This is a genomic window from Algoriphagus algorifonticola (assembly GCF_007655305.1).
GTDB classification, from domain to species: Bacteria; Bacteroidota; Bacteroidia; order Cytophagales; family Cyclobacteriaceae; genus Algoriphagus; species Algoriphagus algorifonticola.
The window spans coordinates 85,755-110,416 of sequence record NZ_VLOG01000019.1 but is presented as its reverse complement, the minus strand read 5'-3'; the positions used below and the strand labels follow the sequence as shown (position 1 = coordinate 110,416).

The 24,662-nt window shown below is 38.6% G+C and carries 23 protein-coding genes and 1 other RNA gene (1 of these 24 only partly in view); 13 read left to right on the top strand and 11 right to left on the bottom strand.

What is annotated here, in order from left to right; all coding sequences use genetic code 11:
- Window positions 1–112: 112 nt before the first annotated feature.
- The 7 genes from FL972_RS04180 to FL972_RS04150 all read right to left on the bottom strand — a co-directional run bounded on the left by FL972_RS04180 (window position 113) and on the right by FL972_RS04150 (window position 9,872).
- Window positions 113–2,614 carry a WD40/YVTN/BNR-like repeat-containing protein gene (locus FL972_RS04180; protein ID WP_144603837.1) on the bottom strand — a complete coding sequence of 834 codons (2,502 nt, stop codon included), beginning with the start codon at window positions 2,612–2,614 and terminating at the stop codon, window positions 113–115.
- A 92-nt stretch (window positions 2,615–2,706) separates the two neighbouring features.
- Entirely contained in the window at window positions 2,707–3,873 is a 1,167-nt protein-coding gene (locus FL972_RS04175) for a DUF4221 family protein (protein ID WP_144603836.1), read from the bottom strand.
- Entirely contained in the window at window positions 3,870–4,691 is an 822-nt protein-coding gene (locus FL972_RS04170) for a hypothetical protein (RefSeq protein WP_250161280.1), read from the bottom strand. Before FL972_RS04170 ends, FL972_RS04175 begins: the two co-directional genes overlap by 4 nt.
- A 624-nt stretch (window positions 4,692–5,315) precedes the next feature.
- Complete coding sequence (locus FL972_RS04165; protein WP_186299989.1) at window positions 5,316–6,383, bottom strand: DUF6340 family protein; 1,068 nt, start codon at window positions 6,381–6,383, stop codon at window positions 5,316–5,318.
- 70 nt (window positions 6,384–6,453) lie between these two features.
- Window positions 6,454–7,161: a gluconate 2-dehydrogenase subunit 3 family protein gene (locus tag FL972_RS04160; protein WP_144603835.1), complete on the bottom strand. Its 708-nt coding sequence runs from the start codon at window positions 7,159–7,161 to the stop codon at window positions 6,454–6,456.
- A gap of 3 nt (window positions 7,162–7,164) precedes the next feature.
- Complete coding sequence (locus tag FL972_RS04155; RefSeq protein WP_144603834.1) at window positions 7,165–8,907, bottom strand: GMC family oxidoreductase; 1,743 nt, start codon at window positions 8,905–8,907, stop codon at window positions 7,165–7,167.
- A gap of 278 nt (window positions 8,908–9,185) precedes the next feature.
- On the bottom strand, window positions 9,186–9,872 hold the full coding sequence (locus FL972_RS04150) for an arylesterase (RefSeq protein ID WP_144603833.1): 687 nt from the start codon (window positions 9,870–9,872) through the stop codon (window positions 9,186–9,188).
- A gap of 254 nt (window positions 9,873–10,126) precedes the next feature.
- Between FL972_RS04150 and FL972_RS04145 the strand changes: the two genes are divergently transcribed.
- The 3 genes from FL972_RS04145 to FL972_RS04135 all read left to right on the top strand — a co-directional run bounded on the left by FL972_RS04145 (window position 10,127) and on the right by FL972_RS04135 (window position 14,892).
- Window positions 10,127–10,804, top strand: coding sequence for an ABC transporter ATP-binding protein (locus tag FL972_RS04145; protein WP_144603832.1), 678 nt, complete (start codon window positions 10,127–10,129; stop codon window positions 10,802–10,804).
- Window positions 10,797–13,322: an ABC transporter permease gene (locus FL972_RS04140; RefSeq protein WP_144603831.1), complete on the top strand. Its 2,526-nt coding sequence runs from the start codon at window positions 10,797–10,799 to the stop codon at window positions 13,320–13,322. Before FL972_RS04145 ends, FL972_RS04140 begins: the two co-directional genes overlap by 8 nt.
- A 361-nt stretch (window positions 13,323–13,683) precedes the next feature.
- Window positions 13,684–14,892: a tyrosine-type recombinase/integrase gene (locus FL972_RS04135; RefSeq protein WP_144603830.1), complete on the top strand. Its 1,209-nt coding sequence runs from the start codon at window positions 13,684–13,686 to the stop codon at window positions 14,890–14,892.
- A 30-nt stretch (window positions 14,893–14,922) separates the two neighbouring features.
- Here the strand turns inward: FL972_RS04135 and FL972_RS04130 are convergent, their stop codons facing one another.
- Together FL972_RS04130 and FL972_RS04125 are read right to left on the bottom strand one after the other, a co-directional pair.
- Window positions 14,923–15,282: a hypothetical protein gene (locus FL972_RS04130; protein ID WP_144603829.1), complete on the bottom strand. Its 360-nt coding sequence runs from the start codon at window positions 15,280–15,282 to the stop codon at window positions 14,923–14,925.
- Between the two features lie 98 nt (window positions 15,283–15,380).
- Window positions 15,381–15,674: a hypothetical protein gene (locus tag FL972_RS04125; protein ID WP_144603828.1), complete on the bottom strand. Its 294-nt coding sequence runs from the start codon at window positions 15,672–15,674 to the stop codon at window positions 15,381–15,383.
- Between the two features lie 88 nt (window positions 15,675–15,762).
- Here FL972_RS04125 and FL972_RS04120 point away from each other — a divergent pair, with 88 nt between their 5' ends.
- From FL972_RS04120 to FL972_RS04100, 5 genes are all read left to right on the top strand, one after another.
- On the top strand, window positions 15,763–16,008 hold the full coding sequence (locus FL972_RS04120) for a helix-turn-helix domain-containing protein (RefSeq protein WP_144603827.1): 246 nt from the start codon (window positions 15,763–15,765) through the stop codon (window positions 16,006–16,008).
- Window positions 16,009–16,018: 10 nt separating this feature from the next.
- Window positions 16,019–16,450 carry a hypothetical protein gene (locus FL972_RS04115; protein ID WP_144603826.1) on the top strand — a complete coding sequence of 144 codons (432 nt, stop codon included), beginning with the start codon at window positions 16,019–16,021 and terminating at the stop codon, window positions 16,448–16,450.
- 86 nt (window positions 16,451–16,536) lie between these two features.
- Complete coding sequence (locus tag FL972_RS04110) at window positions 16,537–17,061, top strand: hypothetical protein (protein WP_144603825.1); 525 nt, start codon at window positions 16,537–16,539, stop codon at window positions 17,059–17,061.
- A gap of 209 nt (window positions 17,062–17,270) precedes the next feature.
- A complete protein-coding gene (locus FL972_RS04105) occupies window positions 17,271–17,909 on the top strand; it encodes a hypothetical protein (protein WP_144603824.1) in 639 nt (212 codons plus the stop codon).
- 167 nt (window positions 17,910–18,076) lie between these two features.
- On the top strand, window positions 18,077–19,750 hold the full coding sequence (locus FL972_RS04100) for a DEAD/DEAH box helicase family protein (RefSeq protein WP_144603823.1): 1,674 nt from the start codon (window positions 18,077–18,079) through the stop codon (window positions 19,748–19,750).
- On the opposite strand, the gene FL972_RS04095 is transcribed toward FL972_RS04100, so the two are convergent.
- Entirely contained in the window at window positions 19,727–20,737 is a 1,011-nt protein-coding gene (locus tag FL972_RS04095) for an IS30 family transposase (protein ID WP_144602280.1), read from the bottom strand. The two genes, FL972_RS04100 and FL972_RS04095, sit on opposite strands and share 24 nt — an antisense overlap.
- A 101-nt stretch (window positions 20,738–20,838) precedes the next feature.
- Here FL972_RS04095 and FL972_RS04090 point away from each other — a divergent pair, with 101 nt between their 5' ends.
- The 5 genes from FL972_RS04090 (at window position 20,839) to FL972_RS04070 (ending at window position 24,499) form a co-directional block, all read left to right on the top strand.
- Window positions 20,839–21,273, top strand: coding sequence for a hypothetical protein (locus tag FL972_RS04090; protein WP_144603822.1), 435 nt, complete (start codon window positions 20,839–20,841; stop codon window positions 21,271–21,273).
- 355 nt (window positions 21,274–21,628) lie between these two features.
- Window positions 21,629–22,507 carry an AAA family ATPase gene (locus FL972_RS04085; protein WP_144603821.1) on the top strand — a complete coding sequence of 293 codons (879 nt, stop codon included), beginning with the start codon at window positions 21,629–21,631 and terminating at the stop codon, window positions 22,505–22,507.
- A complete protein-coding gene (locus FL972_RS04080) occupies window positions 22,482–23,462 on the top strand; it encodes a DUF3871 family protein (RefSeq protein ID WP_144603820.1) in 981 nt (326 codons plus the stop codon). The genes FL972_RS04085 and FL972_RS04080 overlap by 26 nt, the downstream gene beginning before the upstream one ends.
- A gap of 52 nt (window positions 23,463–23,514) precedes the next feature.
- On the top strand, window positions 23,515–23,964 hold the full coding sequence (locus FL972_RS04075; protein ID WP_144603819.1) for a JAB domain-containing protein: 450 nt from the start codon (window positions 23,515–23,517) through the stop codon (window positions 23,962–23,964).
- A gap of 25 nt (window positions 23,965–23,989) precedes the next feature.
- Window positions 23,990–24,499 carry a hypothetical protein gene (locus tag FL972_RS04070; protein WP_144603818.1) on the top strand — a complete coding sequence of 170 codons (510 nt, stop codon included), beginning with the start codon at window positions 23,990–23,992 and terminating at the stop codon, window positions 24,497–24,499.
- 98 nt (window positions 24,500–24,597) lie between these two features.
- On the opposite strand, the gene ssrA is transcribed toward FL972_RS04070, so the two are convergent.
- Window positions 24,598–24,662: a transfer-messenger RNA gene (gene ssrA, locus FL972_RS04065) on the bottom strand; it runs 406 nt beyond the window's last position.

Below are 24,662 nucleotides of genomic sequence, written 5' to 3'. Positions count from 1 at the left end.
GCGATTGATTTTGAAGCGGTTTGGACTCGTAATAAGAAGTCTACTGCATATTTCGGGTTAAATAGAAAAGGGCTGCAAAATAAATTGCAGCCCTCTCTTTTTTAGCTTATACTTAATCCATTACTTTTTGATCTGGTTTAGCCAATTTATGGATAGGCTCCAGCTCAACAATGTAAACGCTTCTGCCATGTGTACCAATGACAAGATCGTTTTCTCTTTCTTGAATTACCATGTCATAAATGGCCACATTTGGGATCTCACCTTGGAATAGATTCCAGTTATTACCGCCGTCCATCGTAACATAAAGCCCATGGTCCGTTCCCAAATACAAGATATTAGGGTTAGTATGATCTTCTACTATGATATTGCTGGATTCTTCCGGCATATTTCCTTGGACAGAAATCCAAGTTTTCCCATAATCAGTACTTTTGAATACGTAGGTGCCAAAGTCATCAAATCTATAGCCGTTCAAAGTGATATAGACCAAGCCCTCCTGATGTTTGGAAGGGGCTATCGAACTTACCCATCTATCTTGAGGTAAACCTGCATTCAATGAAGTCCAGTTTCCTCCGTTATTGCGGGTGATCCAGACATTGCCATCGTCAGAACCGGCATATAGAGTTCCAAACTCAAATGGAGATTCCTCAACCACTGTCAGAGTTGCAAATGGTACATTTCCACTTTTTTTGTTTTTGGTCAAGTCCGGTGAAATGGTAGTCCAAGTACTTCCCTGATCCAAGCTCTGATAAACATACTGAGAACCCATATAAATGATGTCCTGATTATGATGGCTCAAACGGGCAGGAGTTCTCCAATTCCATCTGTTTGGAGTATTTCCAATATCATGGCCCGGTGTGATTCTTTTTCTGTCTCCTGAACTTTTGTCTATTCTGAAATAATTCCCGAACTGGAATCCGGTGTAAACGATATTGTTGTCTCTGGTATCCACGGCGACCACCATTCCATCACCTCCCATGAGAGATTCCCAAGGTGCAGAAGGGTCATTTTTTGAGCTTCCAAACCAAACTCCATTATCTTGCATACCTCCATAGACATTGTATGGGCGGGCATTATCTGTCATGATGGAATAAAATTGAGAAATAGGCATCTGCGTGTTGAGATGATCCCATCTTGCGCCACCACCGTAACTTCTATATAAGCCTCCGTCATTTCCTAATAAGATATGTTTCCCATCTTGAGGATTGATCCACATGGATTGATGATCTGAATGTGGTCTTCCGATGGAATCCGTTCGGGTGAAGTTTTTACCTCCGTCCCTAGATACCATCAAAGGCACACCTAATACGAACACCTCATTTTCATCCTGAGTATTTACCCGAATTTCACCGAAATAATAACCGTAAGTATTGTACAGCCTTCTTAAATCTGACTCTGAAACTTTAGTCCAGGATTTACCAGCATCTGCGGATCTGTATATTTCTGCCCCTTTGATTGGAGCATCAAATAATGCAGCATTGGCATCATTGGAATCCCCATTGTAATTCGCTATTTGAGCCAAGGTAATTTTACCTGTTCGAAGCTGTCTTTTTACCTCTTCAGCCGTGTACTTACTGGCAAATTGATTTCTGCGTAAAAAAGAGTTCAATCGCTTTTCTTCCAGTCCCAAAGCTTCCGCCAGGTTCATTTGTTTGAAATCATCAAATTTCAAGGGATTTTCCTCTTCTTCTCTTCTTTGTCTAGGTTCCTCTTGGGCCTGGTCAGATTTTGCCTGATTATCTAACAGTGCATAAACTACATTGGGATTGCTCTGTGCAAAATCAAATCCGATTCTACCAACAAATTCATCTTGAGGAAAGCCAGCAACTGCCTTTTTCCAAGTGTTTCCTCCGTCTTCAGATCTCCAAATCGCAGAGCCTTTACCTTGTCCAACGAAGTCGTGTGCTTGTCTGAATCTTTCCCAGGAAGCTGCTAACAATATGTTAGGGTTTGAAGGATGAATTTTGATATCGATGATTCCAGTATTGTCATCAATGTATAATACTTTTTTCCAGCTCTTGCCCCCATCAGTGGTTTTGTAAATTCCTCGTTCCTTATTTTTGGAATACAGACTGCCCATTGATCCCACCCATACAATATCAGGGTTGGTAGGGTGAATTTGAATCTGTCCTATATGCTGGGAATATGGAAGGCCCATGAATTCCCAAGTTTTTCCGGCATCCGTGGACTTGTAAATTCCTGCTCCGGCATAAGTGGATCGGGAAGAATTATTTTCTCCAGTACCTACCCATAAGATGTTATTATTTGAAGGGGAAAGGGCCATATCTCCAATTCCCAAAGCTCCTTGATGGTCAAAAATAGGGGTGAAGGACTGTCCGTTGTCCTCAGTTTTCCAAACTCCTCCTGAAGCAGCAGCTATGTAGAAGGTATTAGGGTTCTGTGCTACCTCGATATCTACAATCCTCCCTGACATGTTGGTAGGGCCGATATTTCGGGCTTTAAATGATTTCAATGGCGTAGAGCTAAACATCTGTTGATGTTTTTCCATAGACTCCTTGAATGCTTTTTCGCTGGTGGGTTTGATATCCTGAGCCTGCAAGCTACTAAATGAGAGAATTCCTGCAGTTAGAATCAGGTAAGTTGTGGTTTTTTTCATACGGTTTTCTGTGATTGGACAGGAATATAAGCATAAGCGGGCAAATCCGTATGGAAATGCCCGCAAGAGGAAAAGGTGGATGTTGAATGGTTTTATTTATTCACTAACCTAGTCTTGTAAATCACTGAGTAATCATTTTCAGCTTCAGAAAAATTCAACGAAAACCAGATTTCTTCTTTGGAGTTGACTTTATTCAAGTTTCCAAGTATTTCAGGAATCTCAATGAGTTTGCTGATGGATTTACCATCAAAAATCACCAAGCCTCCCTCGGTTAATTTATTAGCTTCATCAAACATTTTGTTAAAGTCAGACCCCGCCTCTGAGATTATTTGATTGGCAGTTTCATCATCTAAGCCGGAGAGGTATGAAATCAAGAGCTCTTGCTCAGTTAATCGTAAAACAGCGTTAACAGACCCTAAAAAAAAGTCTCTGGCATTGAAGCCTCCATTTGTTGGCTTTTTGTCAGTATTTCTTTCTTGGAAATTTGGGAAAGGAATGGGTTTTACGAGTGGGGGATTTTCCAGGTTTTTGAGTGAGTAGCTGAATATTTTGGCTTCATTACGGAAACTCAAATGAAGCGAATCTCCACTTACAGTGAAACTGCAATAAAAGTCGAGTGCTCCGAACTCTTTGGTGTCACTACTAAATTTGGATTCCTGTGGAAAGGGGATGATTGCTTGATATTCTCCTGTATTCAAATCAACCATTTCCAATCTTTTAGATTTAAGCTGTAAATCGATTCCCTGCTGACCCAGATCGGAAAATCTACCGGGCATTTGAACAATTACTTGATTTCCCCAAACGTAATGAGATTGACTGGATGGAATCACCAAGCTGGATAATCCAGTAAATTCAGGTTTGAAGGAATCTGATCGTTTTCCATCCAGCGTGTAGGTTGTCAGTCCTTTACTTCCAGGTACGAGGTATTTCTCATTATCCATAAATTTTGCTACTCCTAAACGATTACCCAAAATTTGATCAGGACCTTCTTGACTTAGGTTGTATTGGTGAAGAATGGTTCCTTTTTCATCTGTAATCAGGATATCCTCTGTGTTTTGATCAATTAATAAAAAGCGATTTCCTGCAGGATTGATATCCATCAAAGTAAGATTTCCCAAATAATCCACCACCAAGGAGTCATAGACCTCAAATTGCAATTCCTGCTCACTAAGTGGAGTAGTTGGTTTTTCGCTTTTATCTTGACTGCATCCAATCAAAAGAATAAAAGGAGATAGAAAAATCAGTAGTCGGTTTTTCATTTTTGCTTGAGTTGAAGTTTGTAAAAGGTCAGATAATCTTGCTCTTCGCCTAAGTATTCATCATGTCGTAGAGCGTAAAAAGGTTTGTCCAAAGATTCAATATTCAGTATTCTTTGAATTTTATGGGGAATTGAAATTTCATTGGAGAGTGTTGAGTCGGGTTGAACAATCTTTAAGATCTGTCTCTGATGATTTGGGTATTCTGAGAAGTTGTCGGGATTAAATAATTCATTTTCCATAAATACATCTTCATTTATTCCCTCTGTGTAATAAACAGCTATGCCTTGCTGAGTAGGAAATACCTGACGTACCGATCCATCTAACATTTTACTTCCTGAGATGTATTGATATTTTTCTGAATGCTCCCCATTATCCATGAAATTTGAAGGACTAATTGGAATCGTTTTGAGGAATTTTCCATCGCCTTGAGAAAGGTCGTAGATATGGATTAGGGGTTCATTGTCCAATATCAAATAAAGCAGGTCATCTAAAACTGAAAAATGAATCCATGGCCTTTCGTAGAATGCATCAGATGCATATCTAGAGATGGGAGGAATTTTAATGATGGGTTCGGATTTTCCAGTTTCTGGGTCTACTTTTTCCAATAAATAATGATCTCTTATAAAATGAGGGTCATAAGGGTTGGCACCATCTCTTCCAGGATAATAAAGAATCAAGTAATCTCTCCATTCATCAATAGTACGCATAATCCCACCACCATCTTTGGCTTCTGTTAGAAACTCTAAATTGATTTCGCGCTTAAAAGTTAGATCTTGATTAAATTCATATAACCAACCGACAAAGCTTGCTGCGTACAATTTTCCATCTTTGGTAATTCTGGTTTTGGTTGGGTAAAAAACCTTACCGGGCCCTTCTTTCGGGTAGGATTCTTCATAAAGGATATTGCCTTCCTCATCGAATTTAAGGAGTTTGTTTTCTTTGAAATTAAATAATAAACCTATTCCGTTGGTGAATTCTCCTCAATTAAAAGTTCCCAAATAATCCACTTGAATAGAATCTACTATTACTAATTCCCATTCATTAGACTCGGAAATAGTTTGTTCTTTTTCAGTCTCGCAGGCAAAAAGACTCATCGAAAAAAGGCAGATGCCTAGAATTTTATTTTTCATATTACGAAAAAGAAAGATGAACGCTAAAAATAGTCAGGAGAGCCCTGAATAAAAATAATTAAGCTTCTTTTTGTTTAGACTGATTAATTTATATGACTATTCGGAATGCTGCACATAGATGAGTTATCTTAAAACTTACCTTTGAAAAATCCCCCTTGCCCCCTTTGAAAAGGGGGAGTTGCCTAAATTCATCAGTAGATCTAGTTACTATTTGGGTACGTGCAAGAATTCGAATACACATATTAATTTATTGTGAAAAATCAAATAGACTTGGACTATATGAATTAGAACTCCATATAAAATGTCAGTCTTTTATTCACTCTCTACTCTCATTTGATTTTCCAAGAGCTCCTGATTTCGTATTTCAGCAGAAAGCATTTGGGCATAATTTCTACCCTTTTTTAATCCATATTGAGTGTATGCCTGAGATGCATAATCATGGGCCATGTGGAGGCTTCCTAATACTTCATAACCTACTGCGATATTGTAAAGTAATTTGGCACTGGTCTTATAATCAGCTCCAACTATCCCTTCTTCCCAGGTTTGGATGGCTTCTTCCCATTTCCCAACTTCTGCAAAGCGGTTTCCATTCTCCAATGCTGGTTGAGTTTTGGACTTTCTGAAATAGTCTCGGCTAATACTAACAAACATCGGAGCGATTTTATATGCATAACCAGAGCCGGCAAGCTCTCCAACTATCCTGGTGGCATCTGCTTTTGCAATCAATAATGCCAAAGCTTGGGTTTTTGTCTCTGCTTCAGCAGTCCAGGTATTGGTTTTTTGAAATCTTTGCTGGTCAACAATCGTTTTGTTTTGAGGGTCATATAGTCGAAATCCAGCTGAGACATTGGCTACTCCTTCTAATCTCAATCCTTTGACTTCCACGGTTTGCGCATTTTTTCCCTCTCCAACTGTTTTCTTGATGATTGCTTCTTTCTCAGTGGTGATAAAATCAGAATTGAAATTTTCAAGAGCCAAAACCGCATCAGCCTGATATTGCTCGCAGAGTCTTTCTATCGTAAACCAATCCAGAGGTTGGGGGAAAACCTGCCCAAACATTCCACCCGTGAGTCTTTGGTTGGCACGTTTGATTTGATAGCGAGGGCTGGTATTCAGCTGTTGCTGTAAAGTAGCCAAAGTAGCGTCTATGCTGTTTCTTACTTCAAAGGGCATTTCTCCGGTAATCAGGCCTTCAATTACATTCACCATTTCATTTTGTGGCTTAGTTCTGTCCACGATGACAATGGTCTGAACAGATGAGGGTACATTGATAGGGGCTGGTGTCAATCTTGTGAGAGTTACGCTCTTGGAGCAACTCATTGAAAGAATAGCGAGAGAAATCACTAAGAAAAAAGAGACTTGTTTGAAGCTTTTAAACATAGAGCTGGAATTTTCCGGAAAAATAGATCAAAAAAAATCCACAGAAAATATCCTGTGGATTTTTTTGGATTTAACCAATCAAATTGCCTTCATCATCCCATTGAGCGACTTTGGCTCTATCTTCAGGTTTGAGGTAGAGAGCGGCATATTCTTCAGGATTGGTAAGGCCATGTTTGTCGAGTACTTCCTGTGGTACTCCGTTCCATACATTTGGCTGGTTGCCTTTATAGCCCATGTATTTCCAGCCTGCCTCTGTGGTAAAATACCCAGTGCAGGTTAGATTTCTCAATAGGTTAAACCATTTTACTCCCCCTTCATAGGCGGGGTCTGCTTTGTCAGGCCAAGCTACCAATTCAACAATTTCAAGGACTTGATCTTTGGATAGCTCATTGAAAGGCTTTCCGAACTTTTCATCCGCTTCAAAGTCCAGCCACATCAATCCACCTCTCATAGGCGTCTGATAGTTGGGTTGGTCCAGCATCATGAAATCCATGAAATCTGTCACTTTGAGCTCCGTCGCAGCAGGAGATTCATTGTCAGCTGGCATGATAATGTCAATGAGCGTATCAAGTTTTTTGCGCTCTTCATCTGTGAAAAATTGATCAGCCAGTAATTTCGCATCCCTGATTTTTTCCTCTTCAGTTCTTCCTCCAGGAGTTCCTCCTGTCAATATAGGCTCATGAGCGATGCTGCTATCTTCGGGATCACAGCCTGTCATCAGCAAACCTGCTCCTAAGGAGCCTGTAAAGAGTAATTTTAGGTTTTCTCTTCTATTCATGGCTTAGATATTTTTCTTTTTCAACTGATCAACTATATAATCTGATGTTCTCCATGATAGAGCCAAGATAGTCCAAGTTGGATTTTTGTCTGCCTGAGATACAAATGATCCAGCGTCTACTACAAATAAGTTTTTGCAGTCATGTGCCTGACAATTGGAATTCAACACAGATGATTTAGGGTCATTTCCCATTCTGGTAGTTCCTACTTCATGGATAATTCTACCCGGAGCTGCCAACCCATACTTACTTTCCGGTCCAGGTTTTTTGCCTAAAAGAATTGCTCCGGCATTGGTCAGGATTTCTTCAAAAGTATCCTGCATATGCTTAGCTTGCTTGATTTCCTGATCTGTCCAATTGTAGTTGAATCTCAAAACAGGGATTCCATATTTATCCACCACGTTGGGGTCTATTTCACAGTAATTGTCATAACGAGGAACGCTTTCACCCCGTCCTGACATGCCTAAGGTTGACCCGTATATTCTTCGAATGTCTTTTTTCAATCCTTCACCATAGCCTCCATTCGGACTAGGGTTTCCAAACTCATCTTTGATATACTGTCGCATGCTATCCATACTCATGCCTGTGCCATAAGCTGGCTGCCCCATGCCTCCCCAGTATTCGATATGGTAACCCCGGGCGAAGTCTAGTTTTTTATTATCCAGCCACCATGGAGTATACATATGCATACCTCCAACGCCATCTTCATTATAGCGTTCACGATCGATCAAATCAGGCATAATACCCATGCGATCAGCTCCAGTAGAATCATGAAGATATCTTCCTAGTGCACCGGAATCAGCCCCAATCCCATTCGGATGGCTTTTGGATTTGGAGTTCATCATGATTCTTGCCGATTCGCAGGCTGAAGCTCCTAATACTACTACCCGAGACTTCAACTTGTATTCCTTCATATCCATTTTGGAGACAAAGGATACTCCAGTTGCCAAACCTTGGTCGTCTGTGGTAACCTTTCTGACCATGGAGTGAGTAAAAAGGTCCACTTTTCCTTTTTTCATTGCAGGGTGCACCAAACAGGTTCCTGCTGAGAAATCGGCATATGCCTGACAAGCCCGATTACACTGAGCACAAAAAAAGCAAACTCCCCGCTCATTATTGATTGGGCGGGTTAGCATGGAAAGTCTAGATGGAATCATCGGAATGGCAGCCTTGTCCGCTCCCTTCTTGATGAAAAGTTCATGCAGTCTAGGCTTGGGAGGAGGTAGGAAAAAACCATCCGGTTCATTGTAAATGCCTTCTTTGGTGCCAAAAACTCCGATCAGCTTATCTACTTTGTCATAATATGGTTTGACATCTTCGTATCCAATCGGCCAATCATCTCCAAATCCATCAATGCTGGCTCTTTTGAAATCATTAGGCCCAAATCTCAGAGAAATCCTTCCCCAGTGATTGGTTCGGCCGCCGACCATTCTTGATCTAAACCAATCGAATTGGGTACCATCTTTTCTGGTATAAGGTTCCCCTTCAATATCCCAGCCTCCGATTGCTTGGTCAAAGTCTCCAAAAGGGCGGATTCTTGTTCCGGCACCCCTTCTTGGGGATTCCCAGGGTGGTCTTAACTGGGTTCTATCCTCTTCTTTGGCAGGGTCAAAATCTCCACCTGCTTCCACTACGGCAACGGATAATCCTGCTTCTGAGAGCACTTTGGATGCCATCCCGCCACCAGCTCCGGAGCCTACGATGATCACGTCGTAAGCTTGTCCGGATTCTTTGATTTGAAAACTCATTTTCAAAAATTTTTAATGAAGTCGAAAATATAGGATAAAAATTTTAAGGATGGAAATCCATTTATGACAAATAAAAATAATCGAAAAGAAGACGAGGAAAATTTCAATTCTTCCAAATATTGATTGGGGATTCAAGGCTTCTACTCCACTCAGCCTGACAATGACTCCGCTCAGCCTGATCGCTGCCATGTCCTGTCATTTATGGCTGTGTAGAGCGCTTTCCATCCCAATGAAAGTGGTTATGGTTTAGGATGAATTTTATAAGAAGGATCTGTATATCAAATAACCTCTCTTTTGATAAATGGCCAAACTGTTTCAAATACAATTTGATGACCTTCTTCGGTAGGATGAATTCCGTCCGGAAGATTCAAGTCTGGGTTTCCTGCCACTCCTTCTAATAGGAATGGAATAAGGATTACATTTTTTTCTTTGGCTACTGCCGGATAGATTTCCTGAAACTCTTGGGTATATTCCTGACCCATATTCGGTGGGATCTGCATTCCTGCTAGAATAATTTTTGTCTCAGGATATTTTTCTCTGACTTTGTCAATAATCGCTTTTAAGTTACTTTTTGTCTCACTCAGCTGAATACCTCTCAAGCCGTCGTTTGCTCCAAGTTCCAATACAAAGATATCTGGCTGATCTTCTAGAAACCAATCTAATCTGCTTAGGCCACCTGCAGTAGTTTCGCCACTGAGCCCTCCATTGATTACTTTATAATTTAGGTTGAGACTATCAATCCGTTTTTGTACCAATCCGGCAAATGCATCTTCCTGGTCTATCCCATATCCAGCTGTTAGGCTATTACCAAAAAACAAAATGGTTTTTTTATCCTCTTGTTGAATGTCCTTTTGAGCTGATTCGATATCGTCCACCTTTTCGGTTTGTCTCGATTCCGAACAGGAGTAAAAGGCAAAGCTTCCAAGGATTATAAAACTCAGGAATAAGAAGTTTAATTTTTTCATAGATCAATTTACTTGTTCTAATTAAGGCATTTCAAAGAAAAAAGTTCGCGCTAGCAAAGGAAAAACTCCCCAAGGCTGATAATTAAGCAGATTTTAACAGTTCGGAACCAAATATTACCAATCAGCAGTTTATCTCAAGTATATCCCTGCTTTTATTTTAACTTAGAAATCACTCTGTTAAAATCCATTTTAATTTAACAAAGGATCTTTTAGGATCGTTTTACTAGTTTATATCCGTTTCATCATCCAACTCTATGTCCATACTTTCAATTAAGAATTTGAGTAAAACCTACCAAAGCGGAAGTCGAAAGCTGACTGTTTTGGACCAAGTAAATTTTGATATCAATTCCGGAGAAACCATCGCTATTGTTGGCCCTTCCGGCAGTGGAAAAACCACCTTATTAGGGCTTTGTGCGGGTTTGGATTCCTCATCAACTGGATCTGTGGTTCTCAATGGAAAAGCTCTGGAAAGCCTCTCGGAAGATCAAAGAGCTGCTGTCAGAAGTCAAGATGTAGGGTTTATATTTCAGAATTTTCAATTGTTGCCCACCCTGACTGCATTGGAAAATGTAATGGTTCCTCTGGAGCTCAAAAAGCGAAAGGATGCCAGGGGAAAGGCAATGGAATTATTAGAAAAAGTAGGTTTGAAGGACCGTGCAACGCATTACCCTACGCAACTATCTGGAGGTGAGCAGCAGCGGGTGTCTATCGCTAGGGCTTTTGCAAATGAGCCCAAAATACTTTTTGCAGATGAGCCAACCGGGAATTTGGATACAGAGACCGGAGAGATGATAGAAAAATTGATTTTTGATCTCAATACAGAAAAAGGCACCACTTTAGTGCTGGTGACCCACGACTTGGAACTTGCCGGAAAAACTCAGAGAATTATTCATATCAAGGGCGGAAAGATACAGGAGGATACAAATGCCTGATTTTGCATGGATAGTAAAGATGGCTTTTCGGGATTTCCGGAAGAACATCTCCCGTTTACTGTTGTTCGTTTCCTCCATCGTGGTTGGAATAGCGGCGCTTGTGGCTATTAGTTCCTTTGGAGAAAATCTCACCCAGGATATTGATAATCAAGCCAAAGAGCTTTTGGGGGCTGATTTGGTCTTGGAGAATAGCAAGCCGATAGGTGATCAGCCTATTGATTCCATAGCCACGCAAACAGCTTCTGAAGTAAATTTTGCCTCCATGGTAGCCTTTCCTCAGACAGGCGCTAGTAGACTTACTCAGGTTAGGGCTTTACAGGGAGCTTTCCCGTTTTATGGGCTTTTAGAAACTATTCCCGCAGGAGGAAATGCCGATTTTAGATCAGGAGGGAAGAAAGCCTTGGTTGAAAAAACGCTCATGGCCCAGTTCAACGCTGAAGTAGGTGACTTGATCAAGGTAGGCGAGGTGGAGTTTGAGATTGCAGGCGAACTTCAAAAAGTACCTGGCCAAACTGGAATCACGGCTACCGTTGCCCCTGCTGTTTACATTCCTTTAGAATATTTGGAAGAAACCGGATTGATTCAATATGGAAGCCGGGTCGAGTATAACAGATACTTCCAATTCGCTGAAGGAACAGATGTGGAGGCTCTGATTGAACCTTACAATGAACAATGGGAAATAGATCGTGTAGATGCGGATACTGTAGAGGATCGAAAAAGATCCACAGGAAGGTCCTTTGGTAATCTTTCCAATTTCCTTTCGCTAGTAGCATTTATTGCTCTTTTGTTGGGCTGTGTTGGCGTAGCCTCTGCTGTCAATGTGTTTGTCAAAGAGAAACTAGCTTCAGTGGCAGTTTTGAGATGTCTGGGAGTTTCCTCCAGAGATGTATTATATATCTATCTCTTTGAAATCAAAATCATGGGGCTAGTCGGAGCAATTTTAGGCGCCTTTTTAGGCACACTGCTTCAGTTTGTACTCCCTGCGGTTTTTGCTGATTTTCTTCCTGTAGAGGTCACGGTTGGAGTCTCGTGGCTTTCAGTGGGTTTTGGAATAATCACGGGGCTTTTTGTATCCGTACTTTTTGCCATGCTTCCTTTGCTGAAAGTCCGAAATGTTTCCCCAATGGCGACTTTAAGACCCGAAACAGCAGGCTCCACCTTGTTGAAAGATCCTCTGAGATGGTTAGTGATAGTTGGAATTCTACTTTTCATCTGGGGTTTCAGTTTTTATTTGCTGAAGTCGGTGCAATTAGCCTTTGGTTTCTCGGGTTTTGTGGTTTTTGCTTTTGGGATTCTCTGGGCTGTAGGACAATTGATCATGTGGGCAGTACGGAAATTTCTTCCGATATCATTGAGATATACTTTAAGACAAGCTTTAGCCAACTTATATAGACCCAACAATCAGACTATATCCCTGATTGCTACCATAGGCTTGGGGACTGCAATGATTAGTACCTTGTTTTTCCTTCAAAATCAACTTTTGGAAGAAGCCAAGTTTGCCGATAAAGAGGATCAGCCTAATATGTTGATGTTTGACATTCAAACTGCCCAATTGGAAAACGTGAAAAGCAAACTCACTGATCGTGGTTTGAGGATTCTGCAGGATGTACCAATTGTGACCATGCAGCTCAATGAAATTAATGGGATTGATAAGCAGGAAAACGAGGAATTGTCGGAGGAAGAAGATTATTCCAGATGGTTATACAATCGGGAGTTTAGAGTCACTTATAGGGATACCTTGATATCGTCAGAGACATTGGCGCAGGGGGAGTTGATCCCAACCGGAACTCGAGGGGATTCTATTTTTGTGAGTTTCGCCAAAGATTTTGCAGAAGGAAATAATCTAAAAATCGGGGATGAGATAGAATTCAATGTACAAGGAAGGCCTATCAAAACCTATATTGGGAGTTTCCGGGATGTGAAATTCAATCAGGTTTCTACCAATTTTCTGGTATTATTCCCAACAGGAGTTCTGGAGCAAGCTCCCAAATTTCATGTCATTATTACCAAAACCAAAAATGATAGGGAGTCTGCGGATGTTCAAGCTGAGATTGTGAGAGAGTTTCCCAATATTTCAGTAGTGAATCTGGGTGCAATTGTAGAGACCTTGGAAGATATTCTCAATAAAATCAGTTTTGTGATTCAGTTCATGGCTTTCTTTAGTATTGCCACGGGCATTTTGGTCTTGATTAGTTCACTAATCATCAGTAAGTATCAGCGAATGAGGGAGAGTATTCTATTGAGAACATTGGGAGCAAGTTCTTCCACTGTCCGAAAAATCAATACGATGGAATATTTCTTTCTAGGTTCCTTAGCCTCTCTATCTGGGATTATTTTATCCTTTGTCGCTACTTGGCTTCTAAGCTCCTTTGTTTTTGAAATGAGTTTCCGTCCGGCTTGGGGAGCTGGCCTAGTGCTATATTTGGCAATTACAGGATTGACCATCATTCTTGGTTGGTTAAATGGACGGAGAATCATCAACCAGCCTCCAATGGAAATATTGAGGGGGAATGGGTAATGGTTTTTGATCAAAAGAAAAGCCTCTCAGACAAAATCTGAGAGGCTTTTTTGGTGGAGCTGGCGAGATTCGAACTCGCGTCCAGATAAGGAAACACCGTACCGTCTACATGCTTAGTCACCGATTGGGTTTTCGACCAAACTATGCTGGGTGACACACCTGAGTCTAGCTTATCGATTGATCTTAGAACGGCTTAATCGCATCACCGCTCGCAGTCTGACCTGATCGACACCTCGGATCCACCCGGATCAGACCACAGGTGGTGAGATGTGGCTTAGACTTTAAACTTTGAATAAGTAAGTAAAATGATGGATTGAATCAGAGGATTTCAGTGAGTTCTGCCACTGAATTGCCACTGAAAATGTACAGAACAAAATATGTCCTAAAGAACCCTAGTAAGAAATCTGGAATAGGTAAGATTACCATAGAAATCTACTTTTCCAGAGATGGAAGAAGGGAGAGAATGTATCTTCCCACAGGGGAGGAAATCCATGAAAAATACTGGACTAATGGGGCAATCTCTAAATCTTATTCTCAAAAAGAGCAGCTTTTGAGAAGACTAGAGGATAAGCACCATGAAGTAAAGCAGCAGCTATACCAATGGGAAAAAGAGTTGGGATATCTGAATGCAGATTTAGTAAAAGCCAAATTGGAGGAGAAGCCTGTTCAGGAAAAAGATATGCTGACCCTCTTTGATGAGTTTATGGAAGTGAAGAGGCTAACTGCCAAGCACAAAATGGTTATTAAGCTGAACACCATCCGAAATCATCTAGGAGAATTCTTGGGTAAAAAGCGCATGTACCTAGTCGAGTATAACCAGACATTCATCAATAGATTGACTCATTATTGGGAGCAAAAAGTAGGATTACAGCCCAATACCATCCACAAGAACTTTAGGTTTATTCTATTATTTCTGAATTATCTCAAAAAGGAGGGAGTTTTGGAAAATGAATTCTACAAGGAATTTCAATACCCCAGAACCGTAGAAACCAACACCATAGTGCTGACCAAGGATGAGGTGGTGAAATTGATTCAGTATGTCCCAAAGACGAATTCAGAATCTAAAGTGAGGGATTTATTTCTGGTCCTGATATTTACTGGACTTAGGTTTGGGGATGCTGTCAGAATAAGTAAAAGCTGGGTAAGAGGGGAATTTCTATACATTAATACCCAGAAGACAGGGGAGAGAGTATCCATTCCATTACATCCTAGATTAAAAGCAGTGTTAGACAAGTATGAGTATGACTTAAAGCCACTGAAAATTTCCAATCAGAAGTTCAATGATTACGTCAAGGACCTCTGCAAAGAAGCTGGAATCACCGATCCCATTGAAATAGTTAGGCATGAGAAAGGAGTAAGGCAATACCTGACTTTTCCAAAGCATAAGCTGATTGCAAGTCATACGGGTAGAAGAACTTTCATTACCAATGCCATCTTAGCTGGGATTCCTTTACCTGTAATCCAAAAGATAACAGGGCATAGGAAGCTTACTACTCTTCAGAAGTATGTGGAGATAGCGGATGATTCGAAAAAATCCGAATTGGAAAAATTAACGAATTATTTTAAGTGATTGAAAGGGGGCTGCAATAAATCAGTCCTCTTACATTTTTCTGCAATGGTAAATAACAGATTTAGCTGATTCCAAATATTTTTCTTGATCATAAGAAATGCCCTTAAGCTTGCATTCTTCCATGAATCTAATCAAAGTAAATATTCCTGCAGCCATTATAATAGGCTTCTTGGAAAACATGAAATGCCTGGAACTCATTAGGCATTCACAAATAGTTCTGCCGTTTGGGAAGAAATTTCTTGAAATTGCATCATTCATCAAAGAGGTAACGGCTTTGGATGTTTGAACCTGGGAATGAATTTCACGGGATTTTTTTTCACCATATTCTCTTTGAAAATCTTCCGAAAAATTTAATAATAGTTCTTCAAAAGTATGGAAATATTCAATCATAATTTTAGTTTAATAGATTGTACCAATTCTAATCTTCATAGAATAGGATAATGAATATTTGTATAATATGTTGAAAATGAGTAATTTCATGGTGTTTGTCACCTGTTTAGTTTAGTTTTTAAAATCTCCAATTCTTCTGAAATATTTGAGATTGTTAATGAAAACCCCTTTTCTCTGCACTGTTTTTTTGCTAATTCCACTAACAATGGGTCTTCTTTGACGAGAGAATGCCTAGCATGCTCCTCTAAAGATCTAATCTCTCTAGCTTGACTTCTATTTTGAACTAATCTAACCCCTGTAGCTTTTTGGGCATAATAGAAGAACCTACTTACTATCCACCAAGCTCCAAAAACAAGTAATAATACCCCAATAATTTCAAGAAATGTTTTCACAGTTGCCCATTTAAATGATGAAAGATACTCCAAAGTAGTATCTTTTAAGTGGTAACGCAAGAGTTTGTAATGAATTTGCTTTATCTTTATGAAACATAAGGATGAGCAGTTCGAGGAATTCAAACAGGAACAGCTTCAAAAATTGGCAAGTAGAATCAAGCAGCTTCGAATTGAGAAGGGATATACCTCCTATGAATATTTCGCTTATGATCACAATATCCCCAGAGCTCAATACGGGAGGTATGAGAAAGGCGAAGACTTGAAATTCAGTAGTTTGCTCAAGATTCTAAATTCACTGAATATTTCTCTAGAAGAATTCTTTAAAGGAATGTAATCGAAAAATAATGAAAAAAATAGTTTTAATTGGAATTTTCCTGATCATTTCTTCAGTTTGCGGAGCGCAATCTTTTGTCACAGAATATTCGAGAGGCACCACTTCTAACTTTTGCGGTGAAGAATCATTCCAGTTTATTTTGGGTACTGAAACTATTACTAGGATTGATAAATTTGATGGAAGTAGAGTTGAAATCGTCTCAAAAAAAGAATCAGGGGGTTTTGATAATCAAGGATTTTATAGCGAATCATGGGGGAGTAAGTTTTATCTTGATAAATACGGGATTAACGAATTCAATAGGATTAAGCAGTTTACCTACAGAGTTGTCTATGATAAAAGAGGGGGTGAATTGCTGTACATCTTGGAAATTGAAAATAAAAAAGGGTTGGATGCAGGGAAAATTTATTTATCTAGGAAAGGGTTTGAGCTGATTTGTAAATAATTAACTAGTTTTAAAAACTCAAAAAAAAAGAAACGGGGAGAGACTGAAAATCCATAAGAGTAGGGAAAATTTAAATTTTGTAAAACATGAAGTTAATTAGCATTTTGTTAGGGGTTCTATTTTCGACGACAGCAACTTTTGCTCAAGACAAAATCGTCAAGCACACAGGAGACATAATTTCCTGCAAAGTCACTGAAATACTTGAAAACAGTATTAAATATAAGTACGAAGGCGAAGAGTTGATAACATCGATTTCGTTTTCACAAGTAGATAAAATTTTATTCTCAAGCGGTCGGATTCAAAAAATTTCTGAAAAAATAGTAATTATTGGAGAGGAAGATTGGGAAAAAGTTTCAATAACAAATATTCCTGAGGAAGTTTTAGGGCTTGTAAAGAAAGGTGAAGTTAGTGGGAAAGCCACTGGGGCATGGGGCGCAGCCTCTAACGCAGAAAAAGTTTATGCCAAAGCCTTAGAAAAGTTGAAAAGAGAGGCCGCAAAAAAGGGAGCTCATCTTATTTTCACTAAAGACCTTATTGTAAAGGATGGGGACATTATGACTGGGCAATGGGCGAAATCTATGGTTAATGGCGTTGCTTATGGATATCAGTGATATTTTTACTTTGTAGTAGCATTGTTGCAAGAATTATAAACTACAAATTTTTTAATTTATTTTATTATAAAATTAATTTACTAATTTAGTTTTAATGCATTTTTAAGGGAAATTTCAAGTAGAGATTTATGCTTTAAAAATAAACCAAAAATATCAACTACCTCCTATGGGTGAAATGGGGATGGCTGCGGAGGATTGATTGAAAAAACATGGATTACATAAATCTCAAAAATGCATTTATTATTTTCATTTGGAACTTTATGACTTTGGTTCTGAATCAGGATTACAATAAGTTTAAAAGAGAACTAGATTCCATTTATTTCCGAATAGAGGAAAGTCTCCCCGAGGAGGATGAAATTGAATACCTTCAGGATGATGCCGAGGATTTATTAAGTGATTTGAAGTATTTTTTGAAAAGAAATGAGGATCTATCAGGTACAGAGAGGTCTAGATTACTTGAGCTTGAGGAGGAAATAGAGATACTGATTAGTTTCCTTAATGTCATTGACAAAACTAATGGACAACTTGAAAAGGTGGATTTTTATAGAATAATTGAAAAAATTGGAAGTGAGGTTAGCTCAATCCCTAGTGGAAAATCCTGTGCTCAGATTCTGAAAATTCAAATTGGAGAATATGAAGCATTATTTTTTGAAAATCTCACCAACTCTATAAGCTATAAAGTTACTTATGAATTTTTGGATAAGAGATACAACCTTGTAGCCCAAAGTGGTGAAATGGGGTTGATTAGAGGGAATATTCGGCATATAGCAAATTCAAGAGAAGATGAGAATTTCGATCGATTAAGATTTAAGTCTCTTTCATGTGAAGAAATTGACTTTTCATTTTGAGGTAATTGATCACTTGAATATTTTAAATACGGTAAAATAATATCTAAAATTTATTCGGACAGGGGTCAGTTGTTTTTTAACCAAATTAATGACCCTTGTCCATTATCTTCCTATTAAAATCTTGGTTTACCTAGACCAACCAATTAGAATAACCGAAAATCATTAGAATGGCAACTTTCACAATTGAAATACCAGAAAGAATTAGGTTTTTAAGTGATTACAAAGATGGACTCTGGGATTTTTCCAAGGGACTTCCAAATGGAATCCTATACAAGAAGTTTACAGGAATAGGTGCTACCCACTGTGAAATAATTGCTGAAAGGGATAGTATTCTGGTATTTCCTACCATTGCGCTGGCTAGGTCTAAATATTTGAAGGCATGCAAGGAAGCAAAAAATGGATTCAGGTATCAATTTTTAAATGGGGATGTAAAAAATGAAGCGCTAGAGCAATTCATTTCGGAAAGGGGTGAGAATGATATAGACAAGTATTTTGTAGTGGCAGATAGTTTACCACGACTCATCAATTTTCTTGAGGAAGATGTTTACTATGATTATTTCTTGATGGTTGATGAAATAGACACTTTTCAAGTGGATACTTCCTATAGATCATCATTAGAATTTGCAGTTGATTACTTCAAGGATTTTGAGAATAGGTGTGCTTTGACAGCTACTTTAATCCCTTTTTCAGACCCTGATTTTCAAGAAGAAAATATTAATTATTTTATCCTTGAGAAGGAAAGTTTTGAAAAACCTGAGATTAAACTAGTTAGTGTCTATTATCCATTGGATACATTAACCTATGAAATCATCGAATTATTGAAAGAGGATGAAAAGATTGTGGTTGCTATCAATTCTTTTGATGGAATCAATAACATTATAAATAACCTACTAAAATTAGGAAAGATTGATGAGTTTAAAACGGGTGTATTATGTAGTCAGTATAGTAAATATAAAATTCACTCCAAATCAAGGTGGTTAGATGTTCCAGAAAATGGAAAAATTCAACTAGAACATCAGCTTACATTTGTTACATCGGCATATTTTACTGGTGTTGATTTTGATGACGAATTCCATTTATTGATTGGAGTATTAATTGCGCCTCAACATGCTATGCTTACTTTTGAAAATATTTATCAAATTACTGGAAGAGCTAGGAACGGATTTTTATCGTGTAAAATAGTTAAGTTTGGAACTATAAATACTTCCGTGAAATTTTTTGATAGGGATGAAATTATGGAAAGAGTGGAAAAGGTAAATTCTCTTTTTATTCATGCGAAGGAAATTTATAGTGACAATGAATTTTCTGATGATTACGCTTCAATAAAATCTGCCTTTGGAGAAGTTAAAATTAATGGAGAAAAAGGATTTGTCAGAGAAAATAAAGATGGTGAAATTGTTCCTTCCTCTTTTACCATTGACTATAAAGAACATTTTTTCAAATCTATCTCAGATTATGAAACTGGAGCAAATAGCTTGCTTGAGAGATTACAGTATTATTTTGAGGTCCAAGAAGAAAGTGACTTTTCTGATGTAACAAAGAAATTGGAGGGATTTACTGGGGTTGATTTTGCTGAAAATTTTTCAGAACACATTTCACAGATTTTTGATGAGATTTATGCCAAGATACTTAATAATCAGGAATTAAATATAGTTTCTGGAATAGAGCAAGCAATGCTATTTCAGTTTATTCATAACCAGCGTCAGAATAGGAGGATGTATTCAGCTTCTCTTCAGATGGTTTTTTTGATTGAAAAGTATGGTCAGGATTACGAATTGTTAAAGAAGAAGTTTATCAATTTAAATAAAAGGCCGTGTTCAATTCATAAATGCAACACCTAATTTTTGTTTGAGTTTTTGTAATGGACTAAGGTAATCAAACTTTCTAACGGGTCTGTTATTGATTTTTAATTCTATGGATTGAATTTGTTCCACCGAGTACTGATTCAGGTCTGTTCCTTTGGGTAAAAAAGCCCTGATCAATCCAATTCTGTTTTCCACCGTTCCTTTATCCTGAGACGTATAGGGCCTTGTAAAAAAGGTTGGCAGGTTGAATTTATCCCTGATTCGATGGTGGTTTGCGAAGGCTTTGTCATTATCGAACGTGATTGACTTAAAAAATGAGGCGCCAATCCGTTCGATTCTTCTGGTTATTTTCTGTTCAATGACATCGGCGTTCTTACCCTCTAACTTTTCCAACGTGGTGATTAAAGTAGCCCGGTCTACCAGTACCAGAAGTGCCGATTGATGGTTTTTACCCATCATCAGATCCACTTCAATATCACCGATCCGCTGCCTCTGCTCCACTACGGGAGGCCTTTTTTCAATGGAAACTCTTTCTTTGATCAGTCCTCTGGAATCCCTGTAATTACCTCTTTTACGTTTTCTTTTACCGTGTCTGAGATGTTTGTATAATCCTCTATCCTTCCTGAACTGCCAATGGTTACTTTTTTTTGCCAGCCAGATCCATTGGTAGAGGGTCTCATGGGACACTCCCGGTTGGCCATTGACTCTCCACCTGGCGGCAATCAGTTCCGGACTCAGTTTTTCATCTTCCAGCCAGATTCTGCTCTGCTCCTTCATTACCTCGGTAAACCGTCTGTGTTTGGGTTTGTATTTATGGCGTTCTTGAGCCCGGTTCATTGCTATGCGTGCTGAGTAATTTCCTGCACTACGTCCCCGTTTCCCAGTGTTTCTTTTCAGTTCCCTACTGATGGTACTTTTGTGTACGCCGACCCGACAGGCTATTGCAGTTTGACTGAATCCCTCTTTGTTTAAAACCTCGATTTGATATCTTTGCTCTAGGCTGAGCTGATTGAATTTTTGCATGTCAACACTAATTTAATTATTCAGCCTAAGGAAGGAAGCCTAGGCTTCCTTCCTTAAACTATTAGTGTTGCAATTATTACTTGAATCTGGGAAGTAAAATTTTGATTAAAGACTTTTATTTTATTCTAAAGCTGTATCAGCTTTACCATTCTCCACAATATGATTTACTTAGGAAATTTTTCAATTTAAATTCTGACTACACTGCTCAAGAGTTAATTGGAATATGGAAAGACATTATTAAGCAATCCCCTGATATAAGAAATTTTTTAAATGCTAAAATTCTAGATCAAAGTGCATATGTGGTTGATTTAATGAATAAATTATTCGTTATGAAAGTCATTCCGCGAAAATTAAATCCTGATACAGGAAAAAAGGATCCTAAAAAATATAATTTGAAAGAGTTTAAAAGCAATTTCTTCAAGGTAGAAAGGGTAGAAGAGTTTCCAAATGAAAAACTGCAAGATGTTTTTGGGATTTCACATAAAAAATATCTCTTGGGGTTAACTGATAGTGAATTGAGCTACTTATTAAAATAATGGACTGGGGTCATTTATTTTTTTAAATAGAAGTTAACCTCTGTCTAAATTAGCACCCCCGTTCGCTTACTTACACAAAGAATGCCCCCGCCAAACATTTATTGGGGGATATACCCCGTGGGGATTTTTCTTCAGGAAATATGTAGTCCTATCTTTTCTTCGGAATTCTTGCTGCTTTTATAAAGTAACAGTTCTTTATCACATGCCTTTGAAAGTGGGCTGATTCAACTATTCACAAATTCAGTTCAGTAACTAAAGCTTGATGTAAATTCAAGTGGAGAGGTGTCCAAAAGCACCTCTTTTTTGCATTTAATCAAGGTCAATTATTTAGTACTCATATAATATTATAGCTCTTATGACAAATTTAAGTTTCAGAAAAGCTGCTCGAAAGCAAGCTAAAATTAAAATAGGACTTCAGGGGTCAAGTGGCTCGGGGAAATCCTATTCTTCGTTATTGCTAGCCTTTGGTTTGGTTAGTGACTGGTCCAAGATTGTGGTGATAGACAGTGAGAATAACTCCGCTGATCTCTATGCCCATCTTGGTGAATACCATGTAATTCCCATTTCTGCTCCATTTACTCCTGAAAAGTATGTGGAGGCTATTTCACTGGCCATTCAGCATGGGATGGAGGCAATAGTCCTTGACAGTATCTCTCATGAGTGGGAATACTTGGTTGATTACCATTCCAATATGCAGGGTAACAGTTTCCAGAATTGGGGTAAAATCACTCCTAGACACAATGCATTTATTAATGCCATACTGCAAGCGCCAGCTCATGTCATCGCCACCATTCGCAGCAAACAAGATTATGTCCTGTCTGAAAAGAATGGCAAGATGGTTCCAGAGAAGGTGGGTCTCAAGGGAGTTACCCGTGATGGAATGGATTATGAGCTTACTGTAGTTTTTGATGTGGATGCCAGACACTTGGCTAAGGCATCAAAGGATAGAACCAATCTATTCGTAAATAAACCAGATTTTCAGATTACTGAGGATACTGGAAGACAAATCCGCAATTGGTGTGAAATGGCTGCTGAAGTACCCGTGCAAACTGTATCTGAGAATTCCTTTGGAGAGAAGATTATGGCCTGTAAGTCTTTGGAAGAGCTATATAAGCTTTTTAAAGAATCAGAGGAATATCAGGAATCCTACAAGGAGCAATTTCTGGAGCAGCGAAATAAAATCGAGTTCAATTCAAAATTCAAATCCAATGGAAAACTTAGTATTGAATCCTAATGGGGTGTTTAAGGTGCAACCCAAATCTAGTAACCTCAATTCCAAATTTATTGAAGCAAATACTCAGGAAATTAGTCTTGAAGAAATCAGGGATAAGCACATTATCCCTGTTTTTTTGAAAGATAATGAACCTGTCATTTCCCAAGTAGAGTTTGTGGAGGTGGTTTCAGAAGTTGCGAGAGCACATTTTGGAATTCCTTTTACTCCAGATGCTAATGTTAGGGTTAGTCACCCCATAAAAGGTAGGGTGTATGAAGCCAGGAATAAAAAAGCTAATGAGCTTTTGGATCACGAAAAGACCATCTACTATGAGCGGATGGCTTTTATGCTGGAAATTCCAGGTATTTCTACTGATGTAGCAGGGAATAGATTGAACCTTACTGTAGGAGGAGTTAAGGCATATAACCTTGACAATATGAATTCAGCTAAGGGTTCCAATGAGCATTTTAAAGTGTTTGTTGGGTTCAAAAATACTGTATGTACCAATCTCTGTATTTCCACCGATGGAGCAAAGCTGGATCTAGGTGTAAAGTCGCTGGATGAATTGTTCAAAGAGGTTAGAGCATTACTCGCTGGCTATGATGAGAATACTCATTTAAAGCAGATGCAAGTGCTCAAAGACTACGAACTATCCGAACGGCAGTTTGCTCAGATTCTGGGAAAAGGCAGGCTCTACCAGTATCTTCCCAAATTAGAAAAATCCAACGTACCAGCTCTGCTGATCAATGATACTCAGATTTCAAGAGTTGCGGAACACTATTATTCAGACAAAAACTTCAAAAGGTCAAAGAGTGGAAAAATTGACTTGTGGAGGTTTTATAATCTGATGACAGGAGCAGTCAAGAGCTCGTATATCGACAAGTTTGTAGAAAGAGAACTGAATAGTTTTGACTTTACTCTTCAGGTGAAACAGGCTTTGGATAGTGGTCCAGAAGGATTTTGGTACTTAAATTAATCTCCAACTAAGCCCGTCAGAAATGATGGGCTTTCTTATATCCATATTTATTATGAATGCAATTATTAATGAAATCCAAGTCACCTACATTCCCAATCAACAAATGTTGGGAATTCAAAAGATTACTAATTCTCAAGGATGTTTTAATGTCCTATGGCCTCTATTTTCTCAAGATACCATACATCTCAGAGAAGAATTTATCATTCTATATTTGAATAGAAGCAATCGAGTGTTGGGGTATTTCAAGGCCTTTGTAGGAGGTAATTCTTCTGTAATTTGCGATGTGAAAATCATATTGGCAGTTGCTTTAAAAGGGATGGCATCTAGTATAATCTTATCTCACAATCATCCCTCAGGCAATTTGAGTCCTTCAGAGCAGGATTTAAGGCTTACTAAGCGTGTAAAAAGTGCCTGCAAAGAAATAGACATCGAATTGCTAGATCACCTTGTAATAGGCTCAAATGGTGGGTATACCAGCTTGGCTGATGAGGGGTTACTCTAATTTTCAAACATTAAATTCAATCAAAATGAAAAATCTATTATTCACATTACTTGTTCTAGTGCTGAGTCTTAGTACTGCATACAGTCAATACTCATTTCGAGATCAGGATATCTCCATTCAATGGGATTGCAGCCCTCAATTCAATCAAAAGATAAAAAATACTTCCTATTACACCTGTAATTATCAGAAAGCAGGAGAGGGCTATATTTTCAGTGTTTCGGTGAATGATCTATCCAAAGACTTAGCTCGTTTTGCAAGTGCTGAGGAAGCATATAAATCCAGTTTCTTGGCCAAAATAAAAGAAGGAGCTATTTCCAGCGGAGATAAATTAATCTCTACTGGACAGATACTTGGACAAAATTCAGTCCAGTATTATAGTATTACGAAAGTTGATGCAGAGCTAACCCTCAAGGGGTTCACTGCTGCATTTATAGTAGGGAAGAATGCCTACATGGTTAACCTAGTAGGGGATATGCAAAATCCAAAAGTTGAAGCAGAATTCCTTACTTTGGTAAAAAGTATAAAATCAAATTAATGTTTAACCAGGCAAAACCACTGAATATCCACTAGATAAAATTCATCAAAAAATAAATCCCTGTAAATTAACTACTTACAGGGATTATTTACTCAAAATTGTGGAGCTGGCGAGATTCGAACTCGCGTCCAGATAAGGAAACACCGTACCGTCTACATGCTTA